The following is a 26,930-nucleotide window of genomic DNA, read 5'->3' on the forward strand; positions in this document are numbered from 1 at the left end:
TTTCTGTTTTTACTTCGCATGTGATAGAAAAAGGCACTGACCGCTTCTATGCATGGCCAGATGCTCTCTCCCACCTAAAAAGAGGGGTGTTTTATGTCGTTTTTTTAACTGATGTATATATAACGCTCTATATAGACTTTATTATAAAATCTATTTCTTAACTTTCCCTTAGCAAAAAATATTTTCAAATAGAAATTACATACCTTACAACACTGTAATCCTCACGTCACCTAATTCGATGGTTACAGGACTTACCGTCAGCTATACTGAAAATAAGAAATGAGATAACAAAGGAGAGATAAGCGATGAAAAAAATGATTGAAGTTGTAGTAGCTGTGGTAGAGGTTTTCGTAAATGGCAAGCAAGTTGCAATGGAGTTAAATCAATAATGAATCGTAGTAATAATTTCACAAATTATGTAAACACATAAAAGAGATAAGGTTTGATCTTTGTTTTGATCCCTTATCTCTTTTATATATTATTCTTTCACTACATATACATTTTGACTTGGTAATTCTAAACAGTTCAACTGGCCGCCATATACTGCCCCGCCATCAATTCCTACAATTCGGTTATTCCCAAAATACACATTACAATTATTATCACCATGCAGTGTTTTTGTTTCCGTATGTCCAAATACAACAATCTTTTCACCATCATAGCCACTATGAAACTCATTCCGAATCCACATTAATGTGTATGGCTCCGACTCAGTAACTGGCTTTGCAGGTTCAACACCTGCGTGCACAAATATATACTCTTCTGTTTCAATGAAATGATCTAGTTCTTGGATAAAACTCAAATGTTCTTCTAATATATCAGACTTCAAATTTGGTTTTTCAAAAGCTCCTTCAGTGACAGCAATATCGCTCTCTAAAAAACCATAACTATATAACGTTTGATCTCCACCATTTCTCTTTACCCAATGATTCCATGATTTTTCTTCATTAGTTGTTAATGCTTTAATCATCATATCTTCGTGATTTCCTTTTAAAACGAAAGCTCCTTCTTTCTTTAATTGCTTTACTTTTTCTATTACAGCCTTTGCATTTGAACCACGATCAACATAATCCCCTAGTAAAATTAACTGATCCTCTTTCGCGTTATATTTTGCTTCTACTAACAGCTTTTTAAATTTCTCTATTTCCCCATGAATATCACTTATTACAAGAATTCTTTTCATCTATGCCCCTTCTTTCTAAAACCAGTTCTTCCATATTATACCCTGAAATATCTAATTTTTCAGATTAAAGAAACTGAACTAATTTCAAAAATGGATTTCTCCCTTACAGCTCAACTGTTTTTTCTTACAATACTGTAAGTCTCCCGTCACCCAATTCAATGTTTGTCTTCCTAATCTTTGACTATACTTAAAGTAAGGAATAAAACAAAAAACAAGGAGAGATGAGAAATGAAAAAAGTAATGGAAGTTGTAGTAGCAGTGGCAGCAGCTTTAGTAAATGGTAAGCAAGTTGCAATGGAGTTAAACAAATAATGCAACGAGAGGAATTCATTATGAAGCATCTAATCACATAAAAAAGATAAGGTTCCATTATGCTTTTGATCTCTTATCTCCCTAATAGTAAGAATGAGGTTGTCTCTAAAATAGCTGAATAGCTACTTTTGGGACAACCTCGTTGCAGTTTCAAATACCTTTTTATGAATTTTAGATGTAATTATATAAAAAGAGATGAGTTCGCATACTTTCTTTGCTCCCTCACCTCTTTTTATAACAGCTTATATTATAGTGTAGACTATTTTATTTCATTTGCTCCAGCTAATTTCAACATATTAACAATTTCTTTAAACCCTCGTTTTTCTGCATGCTGTAAAGGAGCGATTCCTTCACGATTAGCCATGTTTACATCTGCTCCATGGTCAATTAGTAACTGAACGATTTGTTTGTGATTTTCACTACCATTTCCTAAAACAATTGTTTCCAACAATGCGGTCCCACCATGATCATTCTTATAATTCACATCGATTTGTGTACGATTTAATAGCTCTTTTACAACTTCGACATGTCCTCTTTCAGCTGCTGCAATAAGCGCTGTGTTACCAGAATGATTTGTTTCCTTTATATTCGTCCCTGCATCAATTGTTAACTTCACAATATCAATATATCCTTCTTTACTTGCATACAGAAACGGATTATTTTGTTTTTTATCTTGTAACTCAATATCAGCCCCTGCATCAATCAATGCTTTTACTGTGTCAACATGATTGTGGTATGTCGCTGCCATTATCGGTGTTTCGCCTTGATCGCCTACTACATTTATATTTGCTCCATCTTTTATCAACTTCATAGCTGTTTCTGTATCACCAAGTGTTGCGGAAAGCAATAATTGCTTATCCATTAAGTCCATACCCGTCGCGTCTTTTTCTTCTTTTTCCTTCTGCTTCTTCTCGTGATTTTTTTCATTTTTCACTTGAACTGGTTTCGTTTCAGTTTCTTCTTGCTTATCACAAGCTACTGTCATAATTAAAAGCCCTAATAACATAAATAATAAAATTTTTTGTTTCCTCACAACTACAGCTCCTATGAAAGATAATGTTTTTTTAACCATTCCTTCATCACATGTAATAACTCTTCTTCAATAGATTTATCCATAAGCCTCTTATATTCCTTCCTTAATCGAATCATTGTATGCTTATGTTCATAATGTTTCATGTTCGGAATGATATGCCATTCTGCTTCACCACTAACGTATAAAGCAATTCGTTTAGCATGTTCAGGTGGCACTTGTATATCCTTGTCTCCCGTTATTGCTAAAATATGGCATGACACTTTCTCTAAATATGTAACTACACTTATCATAATGAAGTACCGCCAAGCCTAAAAAGGTCAAATACTCCGCTAGTTCTTTATTATAAGTTTACCTGTAAACGCCCCGTATTTCCATCCCGATTAATTTTTTCAAGTACTACCGATTAATCCAATAGCTGAATATGCTTCTAAAGGGCTTCTGTACTTCTTTAGTCAATCCCCAAAATTTTTCATCTCTCATATGTACAGTGAAACTTTGAACAGCAAAAGCTTTCTTCATATATCCCCTGATCCCCAATATATCCCATGTCTATATTATCAAAAATAAAAACAAGTATATAATACAAACAGCTGNNCAGCTGTTTGTATTATATACAGAACTATTACTTACGGTGAAGTTTCAATAATTGTAATATCAAACTTTCCGTGTTCCCATCATTCCTTATCTCTTTTGTAACCTTACCTTCATTCATAAAAAGCACCACATCTCCAACTTCTGCGGCTACGTCCATCATATGTGTTGAGAAAACAATGATTGTACCACTTCTCTTTATGCCTTTTAATAAAGTAACAAATTCACTGACCCAATAAGGATCTAAACCATTTGTTGGTTCATCTAATATCAATAATTTAGGCTTAGCAAGCCAAGCTTGGCCAAATAATAGCCTTTGTCTCATACCTTTTGATAATCTATGTAAGCATTCGGTTTTCTTTTCTTCTAATCCAAGTAATGTAATTACTTCCTGCACTCTCTCTTTTCCTATCTTTCGAAAAGCTGCATAGAATGATAGAAACTCGTGTACAGTCATGGATTGCTGTGCATGAAAATCATCTGGCATATATCCAATTTCAGCTACATATTGCTTCCGATCCTTATGTAATTCTATCCCCTGCAATTTTACCATTCCAGATGTGGGTGAAGAAATTCCAGCCAGTATATCAAGAAACGTACTTTTCCCAGCTCCATTTCCACCACATAATACAATACACTCTCCATCTTTCCCTTGCAATGTAGTAGGAAATAATGCTGTCTTCTTTTTATACTGTTTACAAATCCCCTCAATTTGCAATATCGTCATTAGTTTCTTCTCCTTTCTAATCGCCAGACTGCTATTAATAAGAAGAATGCTGTATAAATTGCAATATATACGAAAAGAACTATTACTACTGTCCCGCCCTGCATAAATATCACAAGTTGATCATATGGCTGACCAAATATGGCTCCCCCTCCTAATTGAATAACAAATATAATTCGCAGTAGTTCAGCAGGATTACAAAACAAAAAAACTTTTATGAGCGGGGCTATCATCGTGTATGGAACAAAGTTAAGAATACTTATTATTGCTGTAGGCCACATCATAATAAGTAAAAACCAAACTGCAATTGAAATTGCTAATGCTTGCCATCTTGTCGAAGAAAATCCACCAATTGCTATACCTAAAACTAAAAAAAGGAATATGAGAATAACAGAAAATAAATAAATTGCTAGTATCCAGCTACTTTCAAACCTACTTCCACTTAATAATCCAATCATTACACTACTTCCAAAGCTAAGTGTAAAAATAATAATTTGTCCTATAAATTGACCCGCGATTTTTCCTATTACATATGAAGATGTCGCTAGAGGATACGTACATAGTAGCCTCCACTTTCCATTTTCAAGCTCATTTGCAATTGAAAATGAGCCTGTAATTAACATAAATAACGGTATAATATATAAAACTAGATTTAAAATTGTTCCCGTTGTGTTTGTATATCCCGCTAAAGATGGTACATTTCGTTCCATTAAAAATAATAAAGAGAGTATCACAACCCAAAGCACTAAAAACGTGTACGCAGATCTTTCCCTTACTGTACTACGCCACTCTGAATAAAATATATTCCACATATCATCACCCTTTTTATAGAAAAAGACAACCGCCTAAGGTTGTCTTTTATCCAGCTATTTTGGAGCTATATGGCCCCATTTCATTTCATATTAATGGGAGTGACCCGTGCTATTCTCTTTCCCATGCTCTTTCTTCATTTCGTCCATCATTTCTTTATTCTTTTCCCATTTATGATCCGCTAACTCTTTATATGAAATTACTTTTCCAGCATGTTTAGATACAAAGCTTTCAGCGTCTTTTTTCTCTTTAAAAGAAATTACATTGTAAGCCATTGGTGTTTTAATTGTTTTATCATACACATAAGTCGCTTTATCTAATGAAACCCAATCCTTTGTATTATAATCTCGGACAAATTTTTCCTGTGTTTTTTCATTTTTGTGCTTATCCATCCATTTGTACATACAGCCAATGTCATCAAATTTTAACGCTTTTCCATTTTCTAAAATAACTTCCGTAGCAAATTGATTGTCCATTACTGCCATATTACAATTATCACACTTATCATTTTTCCCATCGACTGCAACTGCCTCTACACTCTTCTTTCCACACCCTACTACCGCAAATGCTAAACATATACACATAGCTAATACAATATGTTTTAATCTCATCAATAATTCCTCCCTAAAATAAACAATACACTCCCTATTAGCAACATACTTAAACTAATTATCCAAGCTCCAAATTGAGGTGTTGTATCCCTTTCTGTCTTATAAAACTGCATCTTCATACTTGGCTTGTAATCAATCAACATTGACTCATCTGGAATTTTTATCAGATTTTGTAAAACGAGCATCCCTGGTGCATGAAAAAATATCTGGTATTCCGGAATATCTTGCGTTAAAACAAGAAAGAACGAATCGGCTTTATACGGTAATGCACTGATACCTGTATGATTTACATCGACTTTCAAAGAAGCATCCCAATAATTACGATGAATGATATTATTTGTACTTTCCGTAGCTTGCGATCCATTAATATTAGCTAAAAAGGTATTTTCAGCTATTTCATTCTCATTCGCATTTTTAAACTGCAAGCCAATAAAGTTATTTGTAACGTCATTTTTTATAATCTGATTGTCTTTCGCCTTTTCGACATAAATTCCCACTCTATTGTTAGCAACTTGATTCTGCATAACTTCCGTTTCTACCGAATCATACAAGAGTAACCCTTGCGCATGAACATTCTTTCTGTTATTTATAAATTGATTTTCCTTTACAGTCGTTCTTTTTGTGCCCATAATCATCGCACCAGTTATATTATTTTGTGATAGATTATTGTTCACAATCGTACCATCAGAATACATAAGATGAATACCGTAACGAGATTGCTCAATGGAATTTCTTAATATTTGATTATTATTACTTTGTTCTAAATAAATTCCATCTCGTACATGTTTTATTTGAACATTTTCAATTTGATTCTGGTGAGATTGCCATAAATCAATTCCATTGGCATTTTCTTTCCCTAGAATACTGCTATTTTGTACTTTCGTATTCCAGGCGTCCTCCATCTTAATTCCGATTTGCTGTGTACGAATTTCTAAATCAGTTAAATGATGTCCAGTTCCTGAGACAGATACAGCAGCTGTTCCTTCTTTATTGTTACACTGCTCTATTTTTATGCGTTTAACGGTAACATTTTCTCCACTTATTGTAATAATAGGTTTATTACCGCAAAAACGAATCTCCGTATTTCTTTCTCCTTCTAATATAATAGGCTTCGATATTTCAATCGCTTCATTATAAACGCCATCTTTTAGTTTCACAGTTCCATATGCAGGAGCAGCATCAATTTGTGATTGTATTGTCGTTTCAGCATGACTACTAAATGGGATACAGAGTAATACAAAAAATAAGAGAAAAGAAAATTGAATTATTTTCATATGTAATTCCCTTCTCTAATCAAATTCGATTAACTTTCTCATTTAAGAGGATATCAAACGTTTGTGTGAAATTTGTGAAAAAACAATGTGTTTTTTGTAATAAATGGGATTATTACTAATAAAAAAAGATGTGTAGCAATTTCTACACACCTTCTATTATTCACAACCAGTAATCAACAAATCATCTTCTAATTTAAATAACAATGTATCCATATCGATTTCCTGACCAACCTCTATATTTACAGATCTTATATGACCACTAATTCCCACCGCTACTTTCTCCAGTGTTCCGTCATTTTTTCGAATCGTCATTAACTTTTCCCATTCATATACGTAAGCTGATTCATCAACGAAAATTTCTTCTACTCTTCCTTGATATGAACTATAAATCTCTTCAATCCTTGCTTCCATTCAAAATCTACTCCCTACTGCACGCTTCTCTATTTTCTCATCTATTCTATCACCCTTGTAATGAATAAGTTATCTTTTTAAAAATTCGAATTTCACAAGCCAAATTAACATCTTTGTTTCAGTTGTACTCGTAGCCCTACTTCTCACACAAGAAATCCTAATTTAAATATTGCATGATCCATCCTAACTAAAATATCCAATTTTCTTTATTGTTCAAAAAATATTAAGTAAAATGAAAAGATACGGCTATAAGAAAGTAGGGTGAAAGATGGAGTCCAAGGACATTTTATCAAGGGAACTTACTATTATTGAAAAATGGGAGAAAGAACAAGAAGATGACCTATGGTTCTTTGAAAAATGGGGAAAAATTCCGTTTGCTGTGCTTGATAAATTAACACCAAAGTTTATCCATAAAAAAATTAATATTTTATTAGATGAACTCATTCAGTATCTCAATTCTGGAAGCAAATATTTAATTCACCCAGCAACAACAATAAAAAAATTTGAAAACGCAGCTTCTTTAGATGATATTCAAAACTTTCCTTTACATGAGATGGATGCAATTGTTGATAAAATCATCAAAAATAGAAAATCTATGGCTATTGCACAAGGTGCTACAACTGGCTTTGGTGGTATTTTCACCCTTGCAATTGATATTCCAGCTATTTTAAGTATGTCATTAAACATTTTACAAGAAATCGCAATTTGCTATGGCTATAATCCAAATGATATGCAAGAGAGGCTATTTATCGTAAAATGCTTACAGTTCTCTTCATCTGATATTGTAGGAAAACAAACAATTCTTCATGAGTTAAAACATTTTGATACTCGTGCTACTCATGCTGATAGTATTTCACAAATGAAATCATGGCGTGAAGTATTTACTGTATACCGCGATAACTATGGTTGGAAAAAGCTCTTTCAGATGATTCCCATTGCTGGCATGCTTTTTGGTGCTTATTTAAACCGAAAAACAATTGAAGAAATTGCAGAGGTCGGTAAAATGCTATATAAGAAAAGAAGAGTGTTAGACAGACTAGAAAAAACAAAACATCTATCTAATAATAAGTAAAACGGAGTAGGGAACCTACTCCGTTTTATATATCCACTGTAATTTTTCGACATCTAAATNNGCATGTGGTAGAAAAAGGCCCTGACCGCTTCTATGCATGGCCAGATGCTCTCTCCTACCTAAAAAGAGGGGTTTTTGATGTATATATAGAATATAAAAATCTTTTTACACTTTAAATTTCCCAATCATTCCTTGTAACTCTTCAGCCATTTGTGATAAATGAACTGCCGCTGAATTAATTTCTTCCACGGAAGCCAATTGTTCTTCAGAAGAACCAACAATATTTTGTACACTTGCCGCATTTTCTTCGACTGTTGCTGCAATTTCATTAATGGATGCACTTACTTGTTTTGCATCTACTGTCATACGTTTTGCTATATCTACCATATTATCTATTTGTAAAACTGTATCATTTGTAGAACGTAATATTTCTGCAAAGCTTTGTTTTGTCTCGTTAGCAACTACAAGCCCTGACTGTACTTCTTTTCCCACTTGATTCATAGAATTTACGGTTTGTTTTATATCGGACTGTATTTCCGATACTAGCTTTCCGATTTCTGTAGAAGATTGTCCTGATTGTTCCGCTAACTTCCGCACCTCATCTGCTACAATTGCAAAACCTCTTCCATGCTCACCAGCTCTTGCTGCCTCGATTGCTGCATTTAATGCTAATAAATTTGTCTGCTCCGCAATGTGTTGGATTACCTCAAGAATTTCTCCAATTTGTTTCGACTTATCATCTAATAAAGCAATGACTGTATCTGAATGCGAAACAGATTGATGAATTAATTGCATTTGATTAACTGTTTGTTCTACTAATTTCCCGCCATCTTCAGCTTTTTGCTTTGTATATACAGATGCATTTGATACTAATGAAGAACTATCTGCAACACGTTGGATTCCTTCTGTAACTTCTTCTAATAAATTTGCTCCCTCTTCAACTTCTCGATTTTGTATTTCTGCACCACTTGATACTTGCTCCATAGCTTGTGTAATTTGTCCTGTCGCTTCACTTGCTTGTTTTACACTAGCTGTCAATTCTTCTGAAGAAGCCGCTACATAGCCTGCTGACTTATTAATCTGAGAAATCACAGTATGTAAAGATGTCGACATTTCATTAAAGCTTAGCCCTAATTGTCCAATTTCATCTTTCGAATAAATAGCAATTGATTCTGTTAAATCTCCTTCACTAATTTTCTTTGATGACATAACAAGTTCTTTTAACGGTTTAATAATAGAGGCGATAATGAAATAAATTAACACTCCACCAATTAATAATGAAATCCCTATTACAGTCAATGTTTTATAAAGAATAGGCTCAGCTGCCTGAATGATTTCTTTTGAAGGCATAAATCCCACTATTTTCCATCCTGTTTTCTTATTTGTCTTAAATATTACATTTTGGTCTTCACCATCTAGAGAATACTGAAAATCACCTGTCTCTTTTTGATAAAGTTCTTTCGCCAATGAGTCTTCTAGTTTCTCACCTGATTTTTTAGACGGATGTGCGACTACATTCTTGTTTTGATCAAAAATTGCTACATATCCATGTTTTCCGATGTTAACCATTTTGGAAGTCGTCACAATTCCATTAATGATTAAATCAATACCAATTACACCGCTTTTATCTTCATTTTGTTTCGCAATTGTTACAACTATATTTCCTGTTGTCTTTGATGTATAAGGAGCTGTTACAACCACTTCTCCACTCTTTTTCACTGCTTCTTTATACCAATCCCTTTCTGTAGGATTGTATCCTTCTGGCATTTGAACAGCTGGTGATTGAATAAATTGTCCATTGCTAGAAGCAGTATAGATTGCTTCCATTTCTGGATGTACCTTATTGTATTCTTCTAATTTATTTTGAACATTTTGAAGCTGATCTTCTTGATAACTTGCTTGCGTAAATAACTTTGCGTAATACGTCGCATCTACATACTTATTTTCTATGTCTTTATTTACCACATTATCTAAAATCTTTATATTATCTTTTGCTGCTTGTAAAATCGCTTCATTAAAATTTGTTTTTGCTTGTTGATAAGAGGTCCAGCCAATTACAACACTTGGAAGAATTAAAATGATAATAAACGATACAAGTAATTTCGTTTTTAAAGGTACTCCCCTTAGTCCCTTTGTCCCTTGAAACATATCTCTTTCCCCTTTATACGTTTTTGTTTAAACCGCAAAACTTTTAACATTTTTATCCTTTTATATAAATCTTATAATGTAAATAAAAATATTATCCTGTAGAAACATATCTTTAATTCTATATAAATTAAATAATTAAAACAACATATAAGCATGTGTATTATTAAAATTTTTTAAGTAGCAGCAAAAAGCCTCTGATCATATGATCAGAGGCTTTACTCAACACTATTCTTGATGCTCTTTATTCTGTTCTTCTACCACTTGCACTACAGGCTTTTCGCTAACCGCCTGCTGCACTGCACCTTTTCCAGCAAAACTTTCTAATAGCTCTTTCAAATCAATACCAGAAGAAGCTTTTAATGTTTCCTGCATCGTTGCCATTAAGTCAGTCGCATATCCTGCCACTTTTCCAGCACCGCTGTTTTTTCCACCGCCGCCTGTATCAACAACAGTAATTTTATCAATGTTGCTAAGTGGACTTGCAATTTCCTTCGCATAGTTTGGAAGCATTTTAAGGACCATATCCATAATTGCTGCTTGCCCATATAATTCAAATGCTTCGGCAATTTTTTGTTTCGCTTCTGCTTCTGCTAAACCTTTTAACCTAATAACATCCGCTTCTGCTGTACCTTGTGCTTTTTGAACTTCAGCTTTAGCTTGCCCTTGTGCTTTTTCAATTTCAGCTTTTGCTAAACCTTCTACACGCACTTCTTCTGCACGCGCTTTTGCCTCTGCCTCAATTTTATATTGCTCTGCATCTGCTTTTTTCATTTGTTTTACTTTTTCTGCTTCCGCTGATTGTTCAACTGCATAACGATCTGCATCTGCCTTTTTCTTTACTTCCGCGTCATATTGTTTTTCACGACGTGCAATTTCTTTTTCTTCTAATTCAATTTGTTTTTCACGCTCAATGATTTTAACGCGCATCTGTTCTTCCGTTACATTTTGTTGTGCTTTTGCTTGTTGTAATTCATACGAAAGATCTGCATCAGCACGAGCTTGTTCTTGCTCCCGCTTATATGATTGTACTTTTAATTCCTTATGCTTTTCAGCTTCTGCAATTTGTGCATCACGTTGATATTCAGCTGCTTTCGCTTCTTTCTCTGCACGCGCTTTTTCAATACGTGCCTCTTTTTCACGCTCTGCATTTGCTATCTGTGCATCACGTTTTACAGTTGCAATTTGCGGCTGGCCAAGTGCATCTAAATAGCCGTTTTTGTCCATTATTTCTTTAATTGTAAAAGAAACAATGCGAAGACCCATCTTTTTCAAATCAGTCGAAGCTACTTCATGCACCTTTTGCGCGAATTGCTCTCTATTACTATAAGCATCTTCTACTGTCATTGAAGATAAAATGGCACGTAAATGCCCTTCTAATACCTCTTTCGCTTCTACTTTTAACTCTTCTGTTTCTTTCCCTAAATATTGTTCAGCTGCTGTAGATACTTCTTCAATTGTTGATCCTACTTTAATAATGGAAACGCCGTTTACTGTAACAGGTACCCCTTGCTTTGTATACGTATCACGTGTTCCAACTTCTAATTTATAGTTTAATAAACTAAGAGGTTCTGCTCGTTGCATAATTGGTACAACAAAAGTACCACCACCACGAATGATCTTAATCTTCTTTCCATCATCTGTTGTTACAACATTCTTTCCACCGCCGAGCCAGTTCCCTGTTACAATGAGTGCTTCATCTGGACCAACTGTACGATATTTTGTGATGAACACCAAAATAAGTAAAAGTAAAATTGCGAGTAAGACACCACCGATAATTAATGGAATCATTCAAATTCCCCCTTATAACTTTGGTTTTTTTAAAGAATAAGCGATGTTTTGTACAAGCAAAACACCATCTTGAACTTCCTCAATAATGACTTCGGTTCCTTGCAAAATCTCTTTCTTGCCAATTGTCTTAGCTGGTATCGCATTGCTTCCAAATTGTGACGAAATTAATACTTCTCCAAAACCTTCTTTCGGGATTGTAATAATTACTTCCCCTCGACATCCAACAAACTCATCCATACGTTGTACTGTATTTTGCTCAGCCTCTGCAATTGGTTTTAAAATTAATATTTTCATCGCAAAAACTCCAAGAAAAGATACACAAAATGCAAGACTAAAAATAACGATACTATTTAAAGAAAATAAATACTCGCCTATATAACTAAAACCACAGAGCATAGCAAAGAAGCTGAGTAGTAACGTTACAATAGATGTGGATCCACCCCCGAAGCTAAATATTGATTCAAATATATCCCCAAAAAAGATATAGAGAACGGTAAGTATAGTGGCAACAATAAATCCATATAAATAAATTGTCTCAAGCGGATAACCAAACACTATCATTTCTTATCCCCCTTTCTTAAACAATCCCTTTCTGTTATGTGTATGCCTCACCTCTTCTAAAGATTATTTATCTTAATTTTCAGTCACTTGTTTTTTAAAGAAAAACCTGTACGACAGGTTTCCTAAAAAAGAACAGGAGGAGCCTATAGTGACAGGCTCCTCCTAGAAAATAACTGATATATTGTATATCTATATAATATATCAATTTCCACAAAAAGTAAAGTTATATATACATTGGAAATGAATTTATCTTGCTAATTTAGATTTCTATACAATCTTAGATTATGTTATTTTGCATTTTCACAAATATATTATATCGTTATAAAAAGATTAATTGTATAATGTATGTAGTTATATTGTTTTCCTTCGGATTTTTCAATAAATAAATTCATACTATGCTTCAAATCAAATTGTATAACTTATCTATAAAATTATATATTAGGAGGAAGTATTATGAACACGAAACTATTAAAATCAATTACATCATTAACACTAATAGGCAGTGCTTTATTATACTCAAATAGTAGTCTTGTAAAAGCTGCAGAAACCCCTAACAATCAGACGTCTGCTTCATTTTATGATGTTCCTCAAACGCACTGGGCATATCCTGCTATTACGAATTTGGCAAATCAAAATATTATTGCCGGCTATGGAAATGGAATGTTCGGTTTAGGTGACGTTGCGACGAGAGAACAAGTAGCTGCTTTAATTTATCGTGTTTTACTTCCCAATAAAAAAAATGGCACTTTTAGTAATGATAATTCTCTTTATGTAATGCAAGACGGCTCTAAACTTAAAAATCCATATAGCGATATCAATTCTACTTCTACAATGTTTCCAGAAGAGATTTTAACTCTAACTGATTTAGGAATTTTTAAAGGCGATGAACGTGGAAGTTTCAGACCAAAAGATTCTGTAAGCCGTGCGGAAATGGCGCAAATCATTAAAAATGCTTTCCATCTTTCCATTCAAAAACCACATACATTTAACGATGTACCAGGAAATTTTTGGGCCAATGATGCCATTAGCGCTGTACAATCAAATAATATCGCATCAGGTACAGGTGATGGGAAATTCGAGCCGAATAAGAAGGTGACACGCGAACAATATGCGCAGTTTTTATACAATGCTTTAGAATATAAGAAACGCACTGAAGGAAATACACAAACAGATCCTAGCACTCCACAAGGAGAAAATAAGCAAACAGATCCTAGCGCTCCACAAGGGGATACACAACTAATAGAAGAATTTAAGAAAGAATTACAGAAACATATCGATACTTATGAAACAAATATTACAATTCCATACAAAACAAAGAATACGAATACTCAGGAAGTTATGGATACACTTTTTAACGCATATAAAGAAGTCGTACATACAAATGAATATGTGGATTATACTATAGCACAAACTTCCTATTCTCTTTCTGGTTCACCTGGAAACTATACTTTCACCTTAAACATTACATATCGTGAATCAAAAGAGCAAACAGAATATGTAATGCAGCAAACAAAAACAGTTGTTAATTCCATCATCCAAAATGGAATGGATGAGCATGAAAAGGTTAAAGCCATTCATGATTATGTTGTAAAACATGTGGCTTATGATACTTCATATAATTCTTACACAGGATACGGGGCATTAGCAAACCATTCTGCTGTTTGTCAAGGTTATGCACTATTAACCTATCAATTGCTTAAAGAAGCAGGGATTGATTCTCATATCGTAACTGGAACTGGAAACGGAGAAGCACACGCTTGGAATTTAGTGAAAATTGATAACAAATGGTATCACCTTGATACAACATTCGATGATCCAATACCAGACGAACAAGGAAGAGTATTATATTCATATTTTAATTTATCTGATGAACAAATTGCAAAAGATCATCAATGGAATCGCAGTGAGTACCCACAGGCTACCACAAATTACTATGATGAACTTACAAATAAGATAACAGCTGGTAGCTCTAAATCATCAACATATGAACAAATACTAAAAGATACAAAACTGGTTTACTTATCTACACAATATATTGCTAATAACTATGATGAACTAAAAGACAAATTACAACAGCAATTCTCATCAAAACCAGAAAAAGTAGAGGTTCTTTATAAACAATCTACGGACGGATCCATACAAGATGTGAAAAAAATATTCAAAGAGGTGGATTGGCCAGAAGGCTCACAACGCGCTTCTTATCAAGCAGCACCATATAGTGCAAAACCAGGCTATTCATTAGTAACTATTACTTTTACATATTAAAAACTAACAAAGGCATCTTTTTTTGGATGCCTTTGTTAGTTTTATGAGCAGGTAAATTCTATCTTACTTTATTCATTCGCTATATTTTCAATAACAATATAAATTCTGATTCCCTTATATCGTTACGCCATTTTCTCACCTGATTCTTCCCTAAAAAAACTCTTCATCGCGTGAAATACATCAGCTTTTTGTTTTAAAATATAATATCTGAAATTCTCATCTTTAATATTTTTATATGCTGACATAAGCGTACTGTGGCGATTATACTGGTTCACTTCTCCATACCCAAACATACTACATACCTTCATCAGTTCTTGTACAAGCTTCACGCAACGAGCATTATCTGATGTTAAGTTATCCCCATCTGAAAAATGAAATGGATAGATATTATAGCGTTCTGGTGAATACTTTCCATCTATAAGTTCAAGTGCTTTTCGATAGACAGAGGAACATATCGTTCCACCGCTCTCTCCTTTTGAGAAAAATTCCTCTTCTGTTACAACTTTTGCTTCTGTATGATGCGCAATAAATTCAATATCTACTGTTTCATACTTTGTACGTAAGAAGCGTGTCATCCAAAAGAAGAAGCTACGCGCCATATATTTCTCCCAAATTCCCATTGATCCGCTTGTATCCATCATTGCCAATACAACAGCCTTCGATTCTGGCTTTAATACTTCATTCCACGTGCGAAACTTTAAATCTTCTTTATGAATTGGATGAAAAGATGGTTTTCCACTCATCGCATTTCGTTTATAGGCTGCTATCATCGTTCGTTTTTTATCAATATTGCCCCATAGCCCTGTTTTTCTAATATCGTTAAATTCAATATGTTCAATACGATTTTCATCCATTTCTTTGCGCTTTAAGTTAGGTAGCTCTAACTCTTTGAAAAACGCTTGCTCCAATTCTAAAATAGATACTTCAGCTTCATAATAATCTTCACCAGCTGTATCTCCTGCACCTTGCCCTTTTCCTGGTCCCTTCTGCTTTTGGGCACTTGATCCATCTCTTGCTACTACATCTCCGACTTTACTATCACCCGTTCCTTGCCCAACATGTTTATTCTTATCATAGTTATATCTAATTTTATATTCATCTAAAGAACGAATTGGTATTTTTACAACATCCCTACCATTAGACATAACGATACTTTCCTCTGTTACAAGATCTGGTAAATTATTCTTAATTGCATCTTGCACCTTTTCTTGATGGCGTTGTTGATCGTCATATCCTTTGCGATGGAGGGACCAGTTTTCCTGTGAAATTGTATAATTAGGTTGATTTTCTTCGCCCATCCCTTTCCCTCCTTACTGTAATTTTTTTCATTCCATTCCAACAAACAGTACGACTACATATAAGTTTGTGATGTGACAAAAAATAACTGTTCATTAAAACCTATTTTCCTTTTAATCATCACTTTACGTAATACGCCGAACGTTCCCAACAAAAACTTTGACACTCGATTAATAGAACGAAACATTCTGTAGTTGATAAGAAAGAAACACAATGCATTGTTGCACATTTTTTTGCTCTGCAACATATTGTATTGTGTTGGCTTTTTTCTGTATGAATGGTTGGTTACTCTATCATATGCGTATTGTAAAAATAATTGACAATAAATTCATGAAATTGCATCTTAATTTATTATATTTGGACAAGTCCCCAGGAAACATTCACTATATAAATACAGATTAAAAAACCGACATAAAAAACTTAATCTTTAGGTGGGAGAGAGCATCCGACCATGCATAGTAGCGGTCAGTTCTTTTTTAGCCCCATGCCACGTAAAAACAAAGAGAGAAAATAAGTGGAGATTTCCTTTTGTTTTCATAGCCGCGACTTATATGTCGGAAAATCGAAATGGATTTATATAGTAAAGTTCCATCACTTCAATCAGATAGATACAAAAACGCTGCCTCTGCTTTCATAAGAGACAGCGTTTTATTATCAAACTATCGATTCAATAGACTGCCCACATAGCGTAACAATTCATTTGCTGATGAAGAGTTATAACCATGTTCATCGATTAAGCGTGCTACAACATCATTAATTTTCTTAAGTTGATTCTCATCTGGTGTTTTAGTGGATGTTGTAATTTTTACCACATCTTTTAAATCAGCAAATAACTTTTTCTGAATCGCTTCACGAAGACGTTCATGTGAATTATAGTCAAAGCGTTTTCCTTTACGAGCATAGGCAGAAATACGAATTAAAATTTCTTCACGGAATGCTTTCTTTGCATTTTCCGAAATGCCAATTTGTTCTTCAATTGAACGCATAAGCTTTTCATCTGGACTCATTTCTTCTCCTGTTAGTGGATCGCGTAATTTTGATTTATTGCAATATGCTTCAACATTATCTAAATAATTATCCATAAGTGTCTTAGCTGATTCTTCATATGAATATACAAACGCTTTTTGCACTTCTTTTTTCGCAATTTCATCGTACTCTTTCCTTGCTAATGAAATGAAATTCATATAGCGCTCTCTATCTTCATTACTAATAGATGGATGTTGATCTAATCCATCCTTTAAAGAGCGTAATACATCAAGTGCATTAATCGATGGAACTTCTTTCCGGATAATTGTAGAAGAAATCCTGTTAATCACATAACGAGGATCAATACCACTCATACCCTCATCCTGATATTCACGCTGCAATTCTTCGACATCAATTGCATTATAACCTTCTACCATCTCACCATCATATAAACGCATCTTTTTAATTAAATCAATATCTGGACGCTTTGGATCCTTTAAACGAGTTAAAATTGTAAACATTGCCGCAACGCGAAATGTATGTGGCGCAATATGCACATTCGATACATCACTTTCACGAATCATCTTTTCATAAATATGTTCCTCTTCACTAACACGCAAGTTATATGGAACTGGCATTACAATAATTCTTGAATGTAATGCTTCGTTTTTCTTATTGGATATAAAAGAGCGATACTCTGTTTCATTCGTATGGGCTACAATTAATTCATCTGCTGAAATAAGCGCAAACCTTCCTGCTTTGAAATTCCCTTCTTGTGTAAGTGATAATAAATGCCATAAAAATTTCTCATCACATTTTAACATCTCTTGGAATTCCATCATGCCACGATTCGCTTTATTTAACTCTCCATCAAATCGATAGGCACGCGGATCCGACTCTGAACCATATTCTGCAATTGTAGAAAAATCAATACTACCTGTTAGGTCAGCAATATCTTGTGACTTTGGATCAGAGGGACTAAATGTACCAATCCCCGTCCGACGATCTTCAGAGAAGAAAATACGCTCGACAACTACATCTTCAATTCTTCCACCATATTCCTGTTCTAATCGCATTACATTTAATGGTGACAAATTCCCCTCAATTCTTACGCCATATTCATCAAAAAAATCGTCCCGTAAATGATGCGGGATTAAATGAAGAGGATCCTCATGCATCGGGCATCCTTTTATAGCGAAGATAGCCCCCCGATCTGTACGTGAGTATGTTTCTAATCCTCTTTTTAGCATTGTAACTAATGTCGATTTCCCTCCACTAACTGGCCCCATTAATAATAAAATCCGTTTTCTAACATCTAAACGTTTCGCAGACGGATGAAAATATTCTTCAACAAGACGCTCTAATGCTTCCTCTAATCCAAATAATTGATTACTAAAAAAATTATATTTTTTTCTGCCATCTACTTCTTCAATCCCAGCTTCTTTAATCATATTATAAATGCGAGAGTGTGCTGTTTGAGCCACCCATGGTCTTTTCTTCACAAGCTCCAAATAATCCGCAAACGTACCTTCCCATTGTAAACGTTCTTCTGCTTCTCGATGCTGTTCAATTTTTTTTAAAATATCCATTATAGCTCCTCCCCCATCTCCTTGTTCAATCGGATTATTATAAAAGGTATGCGAGGATGTCCTTAAACATTCTTTAAATCAAAATGAAATATCTAATACTCCTTAAAAATTTCATTACCAAAGTTCAAAGAAAATTCTGTATAATAAAAATATTAGGGAGCTCACCTTTTTATTCATTCTTATATAAATCCCTTCTTTACTTCCACAGAACTTACATAAACTCCGCTATTCATATATTAAAAGAGAGGGGGAATTAACATGAAATTATTACTAATTTTAGGTGTCTCACTCACATTCCTTACTGCAATTTTCACATCTGGATATAATGATAAACCCGGAACAAACAAAAAGTGATGAGCCTAGGCACATCACTTTTTTTCCTTCTACTTTTTAACTAGGTTTTCGTAAATCTTCCTATCAGCTTGTTTGGATTACATATTTAACTATATAAATCCATTTTAATTTTTCGACATCTACATCCCTGCTATGCAGAATANNTTCGTATGTGGCAGAAAAGGACCCTGACCGCTTCTATGCATGGCTAGATGCTCTCTCCCACCTAAAAAGAGGGGGGTTATGTCGTTTTTTTAATTGATGTATATATAAAAATAAATATTTTCTACATCCTTTTAAAGAAAAAAGCCGCCAAATGACGACTCTTAGTACACAATTTCTAAATCTAAACCTGGATAATTTTGCTGACGGAACGCTTCATAAATTAAAATTGCTGCTGTATTTGATAAGTTTAATGAACGAACTTTATCTGTCATCGGAATACGTAAACAATGATCAAAATTTTCTTCGATTACGTTTGCCGGTAATCCATTTGTTTCTCTTCCAAATACAAAGTAGTAATCTTTTTCACGATTACTATAATCAAACGCTGTATGTGCCTTTTCACCATACTTTGTTAAATAGAAAAATTCACCATCTTTATTTTTTTCATAAAACTCTTCAATTGAATCATAATACGTAATTTTTACGTGCTGCCAGTAATCTAGACCAGCACGTTTTAACATTTTATCATCCGTTGAAAATCCAAGCGGTCGAATTAAATGTAATTCTGTTCCAGTGGCTGCACAAGTACGTGCAATGTTCCCTGTATTTGCTGGAATTTCTGGTTGATATAAAACAACATGTACTCCCACGTGATATTCACCTCTATTTTTTGTCTACTACGTATTATACCACTTGAGCGAAAAATCTCTACCCATTAATAATATGAAAAAATTTATATTTCATTTGTGGTGTGTACTTACTCGAATCTTCATAATTCCAATAACGACGGCGACTGTTAGCAGAATGTGCATTTACAAGCGGCATACCATCCGCATCCTTTGCTACTACAATTGTTGTATGATTCCACCTTCCATCATCTTCAAAATCATAGGCAATTACATCTCCAAGTATAAGTTCTTCGGGTTTTTCCATTGCTTTAGCCTGAAGTCCTGCTGTAGCGCCTGACAAATACCAATAAAATGAATGAGCTACTGCCCAGCTCCAACTCCACTGATTTTCCCTTTGCCACCAGCCTTTACGAATGTTAGGATATCCTGTCATTGGTGTCTCCCCTGCATGTAGACACTGTGAAATAAAATTCGTACAATTATCAGGAAAATTGCGATATGCTGGGTTTCGATCATCCCACCAGCGTTCCGCATATTTAACCGCTTCTAGACGATTATATTGATATGAACTAGACTTCCCTTTCTTTCCCTCACGTTCTAGTGTTCCACTATTTACAGTTTCTTCTTTCATTTCAATAACATGATCTTTTGCAATACATCCATCTTTTAAACGCAAACGTCGTATTAATTGTTCCTCTTCAATATAAAATAATTCTTTATGATGGATTAAATATTTCAAATGTACTTGATAATCAACTTCTTGATATGCCCTGCTATTTAATTGTCTAATAAAAGAAACATCTGCTGTTGCTTTTACTATTTCAGCACCACGTTTTTGAAACAAGCTTTTTTTTCTTTGCAATACTTGCAATAAATCTGCAGGAATTTCATCTGCATTTATACGTTTATTTGTTATAAATGCTAAAAATTGTTTCATCTGTTTTTCAATATGTGATCTTACAATCATTTCCTCTCCCTCCCATATTACAATATGAAGAAGGATAATATTATCTACTGTTTTTTCTGTGCCAACAATTCAAGTCCACGATTCATTTCATGAAGGACTTCTTCATCTTTCTCACGTTCCATTGCTTTTTCAATGGCTGCTCCTACTTCATCGCCGCCAATTTTACCAAGTGCCCATGCTGCGGTCCCCCGCATTACCGGTCTTGGATCATCTTTCATAACACCTATTAAATCAGGAATTGCTGCCGTTTCTTTAAAATGAGCAAGCGCTAAAATTGCATTTCGTTGCAGTGGTTTTTTCCCCCGCCACGATCCTGACATAATACCATACTTCTCTTTAAAATCTCGATTGCTAATCGTTAAAAGTGGTAATAATAACGGCTTAACTAACTCTGGATCCGGCTCCATTTCAGGATGATTATGAAAATCTTTCCCTTTATTTTTCGGACAAACTGTTTGACATGTATCACATCCGTATATACGGTTTCCAATCTTATCTCGATATTCTTCAGGTAAGAAACCCTTCGTCTGTGTTAAAAACGCAATACATTTTTTAGAATCCAATTGTCCGCCCTGTACAAGTGCTCCCGTTGGGCAAATATCAATACACTTTGTACAGCTGCCACATTGATCTTCTATCGGCTGGTCAGGGGGAAATGGTACATTCGTAATCATTTCACCTAAATATACATAAGAGCCAAATTCAGGAGTAATAATAGAACAATTCTTTCCACTCCATCCAATGCCAGCACGTTCCGAAACAGCGCGATCACTCAATTCTCCTGTATCCACCATTGACTTCACTTCTATATCTGGAAGTTTCTCAATTAAATATGCCTCTAATTTCTGCAAGCGATCTCGTAAAACAAGGTGATAATCTTGTCCCCAAGAAGCTCGACAGAAAATACCTCTTCGCTCTCCTCGCTTACTTAACGGCGCATTTTTCAACTTTGACGGGTATGCTAACGCAATCGCAATAATTGACTTTGCACCAGGCAATAACAGCTGTGGATTTGTTCTTTTTTCAATATCAGGTTCTTCAAAACCAGACTGATAATTTAATTGTTGCTGCTGAATTAAACGCTGTTTTAATTCTTCAAATGATGAAGCACTCGCAAAACCTATTTTATCTATTCCAATCGTCTTACTATACGCTATTACTTCTTGCTTTAATTTCTCAAAATCCATGCTTAAGCTTCCTCCTACGATGAATACATACACCTCATCTAACAAGTAGCCACCTACTGTTGGTTAGCAATTCACTTCGTAATCATACTCTTTCATTCTATTTTCCCATAAAATTATCATTTCCAAACATTAAAAAACGCAATGCCTCGTTTATCTTAGAAACGAAACACTGCGTTGATCACAATTTATTATGAGAATATGAAATAAGATCTGGAGCGGGTGAAGGGAATCGAACCCTCGACCAGAGCTTGGAAGGCTCTTGTTTTACCACTAAACTACACCCGCAAATATGAAAAAACATAAGTCATTGAAATAACTTATGTAAAATATTATAGCATGTAACAAAAATCCAAGCAAGAATTTTATCGAAAAAAGTCGAAAAAGTGATGATATACTCATCACTTTTTCAATTCTTTATCAATTTCCTTTTTGATACTATCATAATCTGGATTCGCAAGATTTCCATTTACATATACTGAAGGAGCACCTGGTACTTTTAGTTTTTTTGCGTGATCTGAATCCTGTCGTACTTTATCTTGCATTTCCTTGCTATGTAAATCTTTTTTAAACTGCTCCACATTCACTTTCGGAAGTTTTTCCTTTACTATATTAAGAAGCAGTTCTTCTGTAATCCATTCTTCATTTTCTTTCTTCTGATTCTGATAGATTTCATTATAGAATGTCCAGAATGATTCTGGATCCTGTTTATAAATCGCCTCACCAGCAGCAGCACCTAAATCAGAATCTTTTCCGATAAATGGGAAGTTAATAAAATAAAACTTTACTTTACCTTTATTAATATAATCTTCTTTTAAACGAGGTAATACTGTCGAATCCCAAGTTCGACAAGCTGGACATTTAAAATCTCCAAATTCTACAATCTTAACAGGAGCATCTTCCTTACCTAAAGATTGTTGTGTGGAATAAGCAAACATCTCATCCCCTTTATCTTTCTTGTCATTTATAATACTATACACAATTGTCCCTATTACGATTAATACTGCGACAGAAAAAACAATACCAAGAACCATGATTTTGTTTGATGATTTCATATACATTCCTCTTTAAATTCATATTCTGTATACATTTTTGTATACATTACACATAATATCAATACTTATACAAGTCACGCAATGAACACGCTCACATAATTTCCAAAAACATAACAAATGTGACGATATTGTGTCCCCTTTTTTCATATTTTATTCATAAAAAAGAAGCTCCTATATAGGAACTCCCTTTAGCTTACAGCTTTTTCACGTGCTGTCTTTTGCACGGAATGCTCTGTTTTAATATCGTGACGAATCACTAATTTCTCACTTACAGCTTGCATATATTCATCATGATTAATGTATCCTTGTCGCTCCATTAGTTTTAAAACAACATTTCGTCTTTCTACTGCTTTATCATAATTCTCTGCAGGTGAATAATAGGCAGGTGCCTTTACTACAGCAGCCATCATAGCACTCTCACTCAATGTTAATTGATTGACCTTTTTACCAAAGTATAAATTTGCCGCCTTTTCAATTCCCCATGCACCTTCTCCATAATAAATATTGCTCACATATAATTTTAAAATCTCATCTTTAGTAAATGTGCGCTCAATTTTTTTTGTATAAAAAATTTCTTTCCATTTCCGAGAAAACGTACGTTCATTAGATAAAAAAACATTTTTTGCAAGCTGTTGTGTAATTGTACTTCCGCCCTGTACAACACCACCAGCTTTTATATTTTCAATAGAAGCACGCACAATTGCTATATAGTCTAAACCGTTATGATGATAAAACCTTTTATCCTCTGTCGCAATAAATGCGTGAGCTAGTGAATCTGGTATCACTAATTGAGTAGGTACATGTAACTTACTAATATCACTTCGTTCAATCATTACATTTCCGATAAATAATAATGTACAACTTAGTAATAATAATAAAATAATAGCTTTATAAAAAAATTTTGCAATCGGATTGAATGAAACTTTTTGGTGATAGTTTACCCTAGATAATACTCGTTCTTTCATCGTGCACACCTCTTTTCCGTACATCATATATAATTCTTAAATTAAGAATACATTTTCTTTAAAGAACGTCCAATCGATTTTTCTTACCTATACCTTACAATGTTGTAAGGTATAAAGCTAAACTTTAATCAATCGGGCTTTTACGGGCCGTTTATCTCTCACCTAACTTCTTTAGAAAAGCGGAAGCGGCTCGCTCAGAATCACAGGACATTGAAGTCCCAACAGAGAGGCGCTTTTTGCCTCGTCCGAGGGAGTGAAACGACCGAAGATTCTAGCCGCTAGAGTTGGACAATGCTTTCGCCAAATTTTGAGGTGGAAGTATTACTGCCCGCGAATAGCGGGATAAAAAACATATTGTATCACAATACCTCTTAACTTCCTATTCATATGAAAACTTGAATAGGAAGCCCTCATTCTTCTATTATATCATTTGAGATGCATCTGTTTTTTGAGCGGTGAACTGATTTTTTGACCAAGTTTCTTTATAACAGTATAACTATTATACAGAACAAACGTTCTATTAATCAATACTAACTTTCTAATTTCCGTTTCAAAATAACTATACTTTTAGTTTGACCTTTCTCCTTACATATTAGACGATTTTCTTTACACAAAAAGAAAGGTTAGTCGTTTGAGATGATCTCAAGCGACTAACCTATATATACATCAATTAAAAGACCAACAAAAAACCTCTCTTTTTAGGTGGGAGAGAGCATCTATTCATGCATAGAAGCGTCAGGGTCTTTTTCTGCCACATGCGAAGTAAAAACAGAACGAGCAAACGAGTATAGGTTACTTTTTATTCTGCATAGCAGGGATGTAGATGTTGAAAAATTAAAATGGATTTATATAAAAATATATATAATTTTATAATCGTCCTACTAGATTATAAGGTTTCACCTTCCATGTTTCATATGGAATAAAATGAGTTGCCTTCATCGCATCAAGCGTTCTTGATCTCATATGAGGACGCGTTATATACGTATCAATATTTTCTTCATTAAAAAATTTTAGTAGAAAAAAGACCCTATTCATTAAACGAAAGGGTCTTTTTTCTTCATTATTCACCTAAGTCTACGTTATGGTAAACTTGTTGCACATCTTCTAAATCTTCTAATGCATCAATCATTTTTTCAAATTGTACTTGTGCATCTTCTGGAAGTTCTACATCATTTTGTGCAAGCATTGTTAATTCTGCAACTGTAAATTCAGTAATACCAGCATCTTTAAGTGCTGCTTGTACTGCATGGAATTGATCAGGTTCAGCATAAACGATAACAGATTCTTCTTCTTCCAAAATATCACGTGCATCTACATCTGCTTCCATTAAAATCTCAAGAACTTCATCTGATGTTTTTCCTTCAAGACCAATAACAGCTGTCGCATCAAACATATATGCTACAGATCCGTTTACACCCATGTTACCACCATTTTTACTAAATGCAGCACGTACATCTGCTGCAGTACGGTTTACGTTATTTGTAAGTGTATCCACGATTACCATAGATCCATTTGGTCCAAATCCTTCATAACGAAGCTCGTCATAGTTTTCTTCTGAACCACCTTTTGCTTTCTCAATTGCACGGTCAATAATTGTTTTTGGTACACTATACGTTTTTGCACGCTCTAATACAACTCTTAACGTTTGGTTTGATTCTGGATCCGGTTCACCTTGTTTTGCTGCTACATAAATCTCACGTCCAAATTTAGCGTATATACGGCTTGTATTTGCATCTTTTGACGCTTTTTTGTCTTTAATATTGTTCCATTTACGGCCCATACTGTTCCACTCTCTTTCACGTTTAAATCTACATAAAAAATATTAATATGAAATACACTGTTTATTCAACACTTTTTCAAAATAAATACAAAAAGTTCTTAATCAATTCGCATTACTGACATAATATAAATCGATATAATTTTTGTTCATTCACCAAATTATATTATACCTTAATTCTATAATTCATTACGAGTGTAATACTCAAATAACATGATTTTACAGTTTGTGGTGAATTATGAGTGATGTAAAGTTTTTCACTAACTTCTTCATTTCTACGCCACTTGCTTCACCACATGTAATATTAGGTAATAAAAGCTCTATTTTCGCTCTACTAAGCTGTTTCATATTCGAAAAAGACTCTAACATTTCTGTTAGAGTCTTTTTCTACCACGCTATTTGATACCGATGGTCGGGGTCGAACCGACACTCCCGAAGGAACACGATTTTGAGTCGTGCGCGTCTGCCAATTCCGCCACATCGGCATAATAAGAAAGGCGGCAACCGGATTTGAACCGGTGGTAAAGGTTTTGCAGACCTCTGCCTTACCACTTGGCTATGCCGCCATATTAAATTTGGAGCGGAAGACGGGATTCGAACCCGCGACCCCAACCTTGGCAAGGTTGTATTCTACCACTGAACTACTTCCGCAAAAATGGCTGGGCTAGCTGGATTCGAACCAGCGCATGACGGAGTCAAAGTCCGTTGCCTTACCGCTTGGCTATAGCCCACCGAATTATTAATACATTATATAGTTTCAACACTTATTTTATTACCATTAATATTTAAATAAGACATTGTCTATCTTATCATAGTTAAATTAATTTGTAAATATTTAAAATAAATGGGGCGACTGATGGGAATCGAACCCACGAATGCCGGAGCCACAATCCGGTGCGTTAACCACTTCGCCACAGCCGCCATGTTGTGTTTTGGCAGGGGTAGTAGGAATTGAACCCACACTGGAGGTTTTGGAGACCTCTGTTCTACCTTTAAACTATACCCCTATATAAAATGTAAATGGTGGAGGGGGGCAGATTCGAACTGCCGAACCCGAAGGAGCGGATTTACAGTCCGCCGCGTTTAGCCACTTCGCTACCCCTCCGAAACTTACATGGTGCCGGCTAGAGGACTTGAACCCCCAACCTACTGATTACAAGTCAGTTGCTCTACCAATTGAGCTAAGCCGGCATATTTAGTTAAAATGGTGGCTCGGGACGG

20 protein-coding genes, 9 tRNA genes and 2 pseudogenes are annotated in these 26,930 nt (G+C 34.6%); 2 read left to right on the top strand and 29 right to left on the bottom strand.

Annotation, left to right across the window (positions count from 1 at the left end):
- Positions 1 to 478: 478 nt before the first annotated feature.
- The 8 genes and pseudogenes from COO03_RS07895 to COO03_RS07930 form a co-directional block, all read right to left on the bottom strand.
- The gene (locus COO03_RS07895; protein ID WP_097896590.1) at positions 479 to 1,183 is read right to left on the bottom strand and encodes a metallophosphoesterase family protein; all 705 of its coding nucleotides are present in this window, start codon (positions 1,181 to 1,183) and stop codon (positions 479 to 481) included.
- Positions 1,184 to 1,754: 571 nt separating this feature from the next.
- Positions 1,755 to 2,567 carry an ankyrin repeat domain-containing protein gene (locus tag COO03_RS07900; RefSeq protein ID WP_097896591.1) on the bottom strand — a complete coding sequence of 271 codons (813 nt, stop codon included), beginning with the start codon at positions 2,565 to 2,567 and terminating at the stop codon, positions 1,755 to 1,757.
- Positions 2,540 to 2,821 (bottom strand): annotated as a pseudogene (locus tag COO03_RS07905) (alpha/beta hydrolase); the annotation flags it as partial. The pseudogene COO03_RS07905 and the gene COO03_RS07900, both read right to left, overlap by 28 nt.
- Before the next feature lie 329 nt (positions 2,822 to 3,150).
- Positions 3,151 to 3,846, bottom strand: coding sequence for an ABC transporter ATP-binding protein (locus COO03_RS07910; RefSeq protein WP_097896593.1), 696 nt, complete (start codon positions 3,844 to 3,846; stop codon positions 3,151 to 3,153).
- On the bottom strand, positions 3,846 to 4,655 hold the full coding sequence (locus COO03_RS07915) for an ABC transporter permease (RefSeq protein ID WP_097896594.1): 810 nt from the start codon (positions 4,653 to 4,655) through the stop codon (positions 3,846 to 3,848). The genes COO03_RS07910 and COO03_RS07915 overlap by 1 nt, the downstream gene beginning before the upstream one ends.
- A gap of 90 nt (positions 4,656 to 4,745) precedes the next feature.
- Complete coding sequence (locus COO03_RS07920; RefSeq protein ID WP_097896596.1) at positions 4,746 to 5,264, bottom strand: nitrous oxide reductase accessory protein NosL; 519 nt, start codon at positions 5,262 to 5,264, stop codon at positions 4,746 to 4,748.
- The gene (locus COO03_RS07925; RefSeq protein WP_097896598.1) at positions 5,264 to 6,538 is read right to left on the bottom strand and encodes a right-handed parallel beta-helix repeat-containing protein; all 1,275 of its coding nucleotides are present in this window, start codon (positions 6,536 to 6,538) and stop codon (positions 5,264 to 5,266) included. The genes COO03_RS07920 and COO03_RS07925 overlap by 1 nt, the downstream gene beginning before the upstream one ends.
- A 156-nt stretch (positions 6,539 to 6,694) precedes the next feature.
- Positions 6,695 to 6,949 (bottom strand): hypothetical protein, encoded by a 255-nt coding sequence (locus COO03_RS07930; RefSeq protein WP_097896600.1) that lies wholly within the window; start codon positions 6,947 to 6,949, stop codon positions 6,695 to 6,697.
- Between the two features lie 268 nt (positions 6,950 to 7,217).
- Here COO03_RS07930 and COO03_RS07935 point away from each other — a divergent pair, with 268 nt between their 5' ends.
- Positions 7,218 to 8,021 carry an EcsC family protein gene (locus COO03_RS07935; protein ID WP_097896602.1) on the top strand — a complete coding sequence of 268 codons (804 nt, stop codon included), beginning with the start codon at positions 7,218 to 7,220 and terminating at the stop codon, positions 8,019 to 8,021.
- 165 nt (positions 8,022 to 8,186) lie between these two features.
- On the opposite strand, the gene COO03_RS07940 is transcribed toward COO03_RS07935, so the two are convergent.
- The 3 genes from COO03_RS07940 to COO03_RS07950 form a co-directional block, all read right to left on the bottom strand.
- The gene (locus COO03_RS07940; RefSeq protein WP_097896604.1) at positions 8,187 to 10,169 is read right to left on the bottom strand and encodes a methyl-accepting chemotaxis protein; all 1,983 of its coding nucleotides are present in this window, start codon (positions 10,167 to 10,169) and stop codon (positions 8,187 to 8,189) included.
- 225 nt (positions 10,170 to 10,394) lie between these two features.
- Positions 10,395 to 11,957, bottom strand: a complete 1,563-nt coding sequence (locus COO03_RS07945) for a flotillin family protein (protein WP_097896606.1) — start codon at positions 11,955 to 11,957, stop codon at positions 10,395 to 10,397.
- 12 nt (positions 11,958 to 11,969) lie between these two features.
- Positions 11,970 to 12,518, bottom strand: coding sequence for an NfeD family protein (locus COO03_RS07950; protein WP_097896607.1), 549 nt, complete (start codon positions 12,516 to 12,518; stop codon positions 11,970 to 11,972).
- Between the two features lie 453 nt (positions 12,519 to 12,971).
- Here COO03_RS07950 and COO03_RS07955 point away from each other — a divergent pair, with 453 nt between their 5' ends.
- The gene (locus COO03_RS07955; protein WP_097896609.1) at positions 12,972 to 14,783 is read left to right on the top strand and encodes an S-layer homology domain-containing protein; all 1,812 of its coding nucleotides are present in this window, start codon (positions 12,972 to 12,974) and stop codon (positions 14,781 to 14,783) included.
- Between the two features lie 122 nt (positions 14,784 to 14,905).
- On the opposite strand, the gene yhbH is transcribed toward COO03_RS07955, so the two are convergent.
- From yhbH to COO03_RS08055, 18 genes and pseudogenes are all read right to left on the bottom strand, one after another.
- Positions 14,906 to 16,081: a sporulation protein YhbH gene (yhbH, locus tag COO03_RS07960; RefSeq protein WP_097896611.1), complete on the bottom strand. Its 1,176-nt coding sequence runs from the start codon at positions 16,079 to 16,081 to the stop codon at positions 14,906 to 14,908.
- A gap of 657 nt (positions 16,082 to 16,738) precedes the next feature.
- Positions 16,739 to 18,634, bottom strand: a complete 1,896-nt coding sequence (locus COO03_RS07970; RefSeq protein WP_097896613.1) for a PrkA family serine protein kinase — start codon at positions 18,632 to 18,634, stop codon at positions 16,739 to 16,741.
- A gap of 659 nt (positions 18,635 to 19,293) precedes the next feature.
- Positions 19,294 to 19,782, bottom strand: coding sequence for a tRNA (uridine(34)/cytosine(34)/5-carboxymethylaminomethyluridine(34)-2'-O)-methyltransferase TrmL (gene trmL / locus COO03_RS07980; RefSeq protein WP_097896614.1), 489 nt, complete (start codon positions 19,780 to 19,782; stop codon positions 19,294 to 19,296).
- 58 nt (positions 19,783 to 19,840) lie between these two features.
- The gene (locus tag COO03_RS07985; RefSeq protein WP_097896616.1) at positions 19,841 to 20,728 is read right to left on the bottom strand and encodes an amidase domain-containing protein; all 888 of its coding nucleotides are present in this window, start codon (positions 20,726 to 20,728) and stop codon (positions 19,841 to 19,843) included.
- Positions 20,729 to 20,772: 44 nt separating this feature from the next.
- On the bottom strand, positions 20,773 to 21,915 hold the full coding sequence (gene queG, locus COO03_RS07990) for a tRNA epoxyqueuosine(34) reductase QueG (RefSeq protein ID WP_097896618.1): 1,143 nt from the start codon (positions 21,913 to 21,915) through the stop codon (positions 20,773 to 20,775).
- A gap of 211 nt (positions 21,916 to 22,126) precedes the next feature.
- Positions 22,127 to 22,200, bottom strand: a tRNA-Gly gene (locus COO03_RS07995).
- 113 nt (positions 22,201 to 22,313) lie between these two features.
- A complete protein-coding gene (locus COO03_RS08000) occupies positions 22,314 to 22,967 on the bottom strand; it encodes a DsbA family protein (RefSeq protein WP_141523279.1) in 654 nt (217 codons plus the stop codon).
- 188 nt (positions 22,968 to 23,155) lie between these two features.
- Positions 23,156 to 23,932 (bottom strand): transglycosylase domain-containing protein, encoded by a 777-nt coding sequence (locus COO03_RS08005; RefSeq protein ID WP_097896621.1) that lies wholly within the window; start codon positions 23,930 to 23,932, stop codon positions 23,156 to 23,158.
- Between the two features lie 867 nt (positions 23,933 to 24,799).
- Positions 24,800 to 24,934, bottom strand: a pseudogene (locus tag COO03_RS08010) (DNA mismatch repair protein MutT); the annotation flags it as partial.
- Between the two features lie 58 nt (positions 24,935 to 24,992).
- Positions 24,993 to 25,712: a YebC/PmpR family DNA-binding transcriptional regulator gene (locus tag COO03_RS08015; protein ID WP_097896623.1), complete on the bottom strand. Its 720-nt coding sequence runs from the start codon at positions 25,710 to 25,712 to the stop codon at positions 24,993 to 24,995.
- 400 nt (positions 25,713 to 26,112) lie between these two features.
- A tRNA-Leu gene (locus COO03_RS08020) sits at positions 26,113 to 26,194 on the bottom strand.
- A gap of 10 nt (positions 26,195 to 26,204) precedes the next feature.
- Positions 26,205 to 26,275, bottom strand: a tRNA-Cys gene (locus COO03_RS08025).
- Positions 26,276 to 26,285: 10 nt separating this feature from the next.
- A tRNA-Gly gene (locus tag COO03_RS08030) sits at positions 26,286 to 26,360 on the bottom strand.
- A gap of 5 nt (positions 26,361 to 26,365) precedes the next feature.
- Positions 26,366 to 26,440: transfer RNA gene (locus tag COO03_RS08035), tRNA-Gln, on the bottom strand.
- A gap of 114 nt (positions 26,441 to 26,554) precedes the next feature.
- Positions 26,555 to 26,630, bottom strand: a tRNA-His gene (locus COO03_RS08040).
- Positions 26,631 to 26,642: 12 nt separating this feature from the next.
- Positions 26,643 to 26,716: transfer RNA gene (locus tag COO03_RS08045), tRNA-Trp, on the bottom strand.
- Between the two features lie 14 nt (positions 26,717 to 26,730).
- Positions 26,731 to 26,814: transfer RNA gene (locus COO03_RS08050), tRNA-Tyr, on the bottom strand.
- Positions 26,815 to 26,824: 10 nt separating this feature from the next.
- Positions 26,825 to 26,900: transfer RNA gene (locus COO03_RS08055), tRNA-Thr, on the bottom strand.
- Positions 26,901 to 26,930: the final 30 nt, after the last annotated feature.

Source organism: Bacillus sp. AFS098217 (assembly GCF_002551815.1).
In the GTDB taxonomy this organism is placed as follows: domain Bacteria; phylum Bacillota; class Bacilli; order Bacillales; family Bacillaceae_G; genus Bacillus_A.

Excerpts from the sequence above, each read along its gene's own strand:
- COO03_RS07895 (WP_097896590.1), bottom strand. The coding sequence starts at position 1,183 with ATGAAAAGAATTCTTGTAATAAGTGATATTCATGGGGAAATAGAGAAA.
- COO03_RS07900 (WP_097896591.1), bottom strand. The coding sequence starts at position 2,567 with ATGGTTAAAAAAACATTATCTTTCATAGGAGCTGTAGTTGTGAGGAAA.
- COO03_RS07910 (WP_097896593.1), bottom strand. The coding sequence starts at position 3,846 with ATGACGATATTGCAAATTGAGGGGATTTGTAAACAGTATAAAAAGAAG.
- COO03_RS07915 (WP_097896594.1), bottom strand. The coding sequence starts at position 4,655 with ATGTGGAATATATTTTATTCAGAGTGGCGTAGTACAGTAAGGGAAAGA.
- COO03_RS07920 (WP_097896596.1), bottom strand. The coding sequence starts at position 5,264 with ATGAGATTAAAACATATTGTATTAGCTATGTGTATATGTTTAGCATTT.
- COO03_RS07925 (WP_097896598.1), bottom strand. The coding sequence starts at position 6,538 with ATGAAAATAATTCAATTTTCTTTTCTCTTATTTTTTGTATTACTCTGT.
- COO03_RS07930 (WP_097896600.1), bottom strand. The coding sequence starts at position 6,949 with ATGGAAGCAAGGATTGAAGAGATTTATAGTTCATATCAAGGAAGAGTA.
- COO03_RS07935 (WP_097896602.1), top strand. The coding sequence starts at position 7,218 with ATGGAGTCCAAGGACATTTTATCAAGGGAACTTACTATTATTGAAAAA.
- COO03_RS07940 (WP_097896604.1), bottom strand. The coding sequence starts at position 10,169 with ATGTTTCAAGGGACAAAGGGACTAAGGGGAGTACCTTTAAAAACGAAA.
- COO03_RS07945 (WP_097896606.1), bottom strand. The coding sequence starts at position 11,957 with ATGATTCCATTAATTATCGGTGGTGTCTTACTCGCAATTTTACTTTTA.
- COO03_RS07950 (WP_097896607.1), bottom strand. The coding sequence starts at position 12,518 with ATGATAGTGTTTGGTTATCCGCTTGAGACAATTTATTTATATGGATTT.
- COO03_RS07955 (WP_097896609.1), top strand. The coding sequence starts at position 12,972 with ATGAACACGAAACTATTAAAATCAATTACATCATTAACACTAATAGGC.
- yhbH (WP_097896611.1), bottom strand. The coding sequence starts at position 16,081 with ATGGGCGAAGAAAATCAACCTAATTATACAATTTCACAGGAAAACTGG.
- COO03_RS07970 (WP_097896613.1), bottom strand. The coding sequence starts at position 18,634 with ATGGATATTTTAAAAAAAATTGAACAGCATCGAGAAGCAGAAGAACGT.
- COO03_RS07985 (WP_097896616.1), bottom strand. The coding sequence starts at position 20,728 with ATGATTGTAAGATCACATATTGAAAAACAGATGAAACAATTTTTAGCA.
- queG (WP_097896618.1), bottom strand. The coding sequence starts at position 21,915 with ATGGATTTTGAGAAATTAAAGCAAGAAGTAATAGCGTATAGTAAGACG.
- COO03_RS08000 (WP_141523279.1), bottom strand. The coding sequence starts at position 22,967 with ATGAAATCATCAAACAAAATCATGGTTCTTGGTATTGTTTTTTCTGTC.
- COO03_RS08005 (WP_097896621.1), bottom strand. The coding sequence starts at position 23,932 with ATGAAAGAACGAGTATTATCTAGGGTAAACTATCACCAAAAAGTTTCA.
- COO03_RS08015 (WP_097896623.1), bottom strand. The coding sequence starts at position 25,712 with ATGGGCCGTAAATGGAACAATATTAAAGACAAAAAAGCGTCAAAAGAT.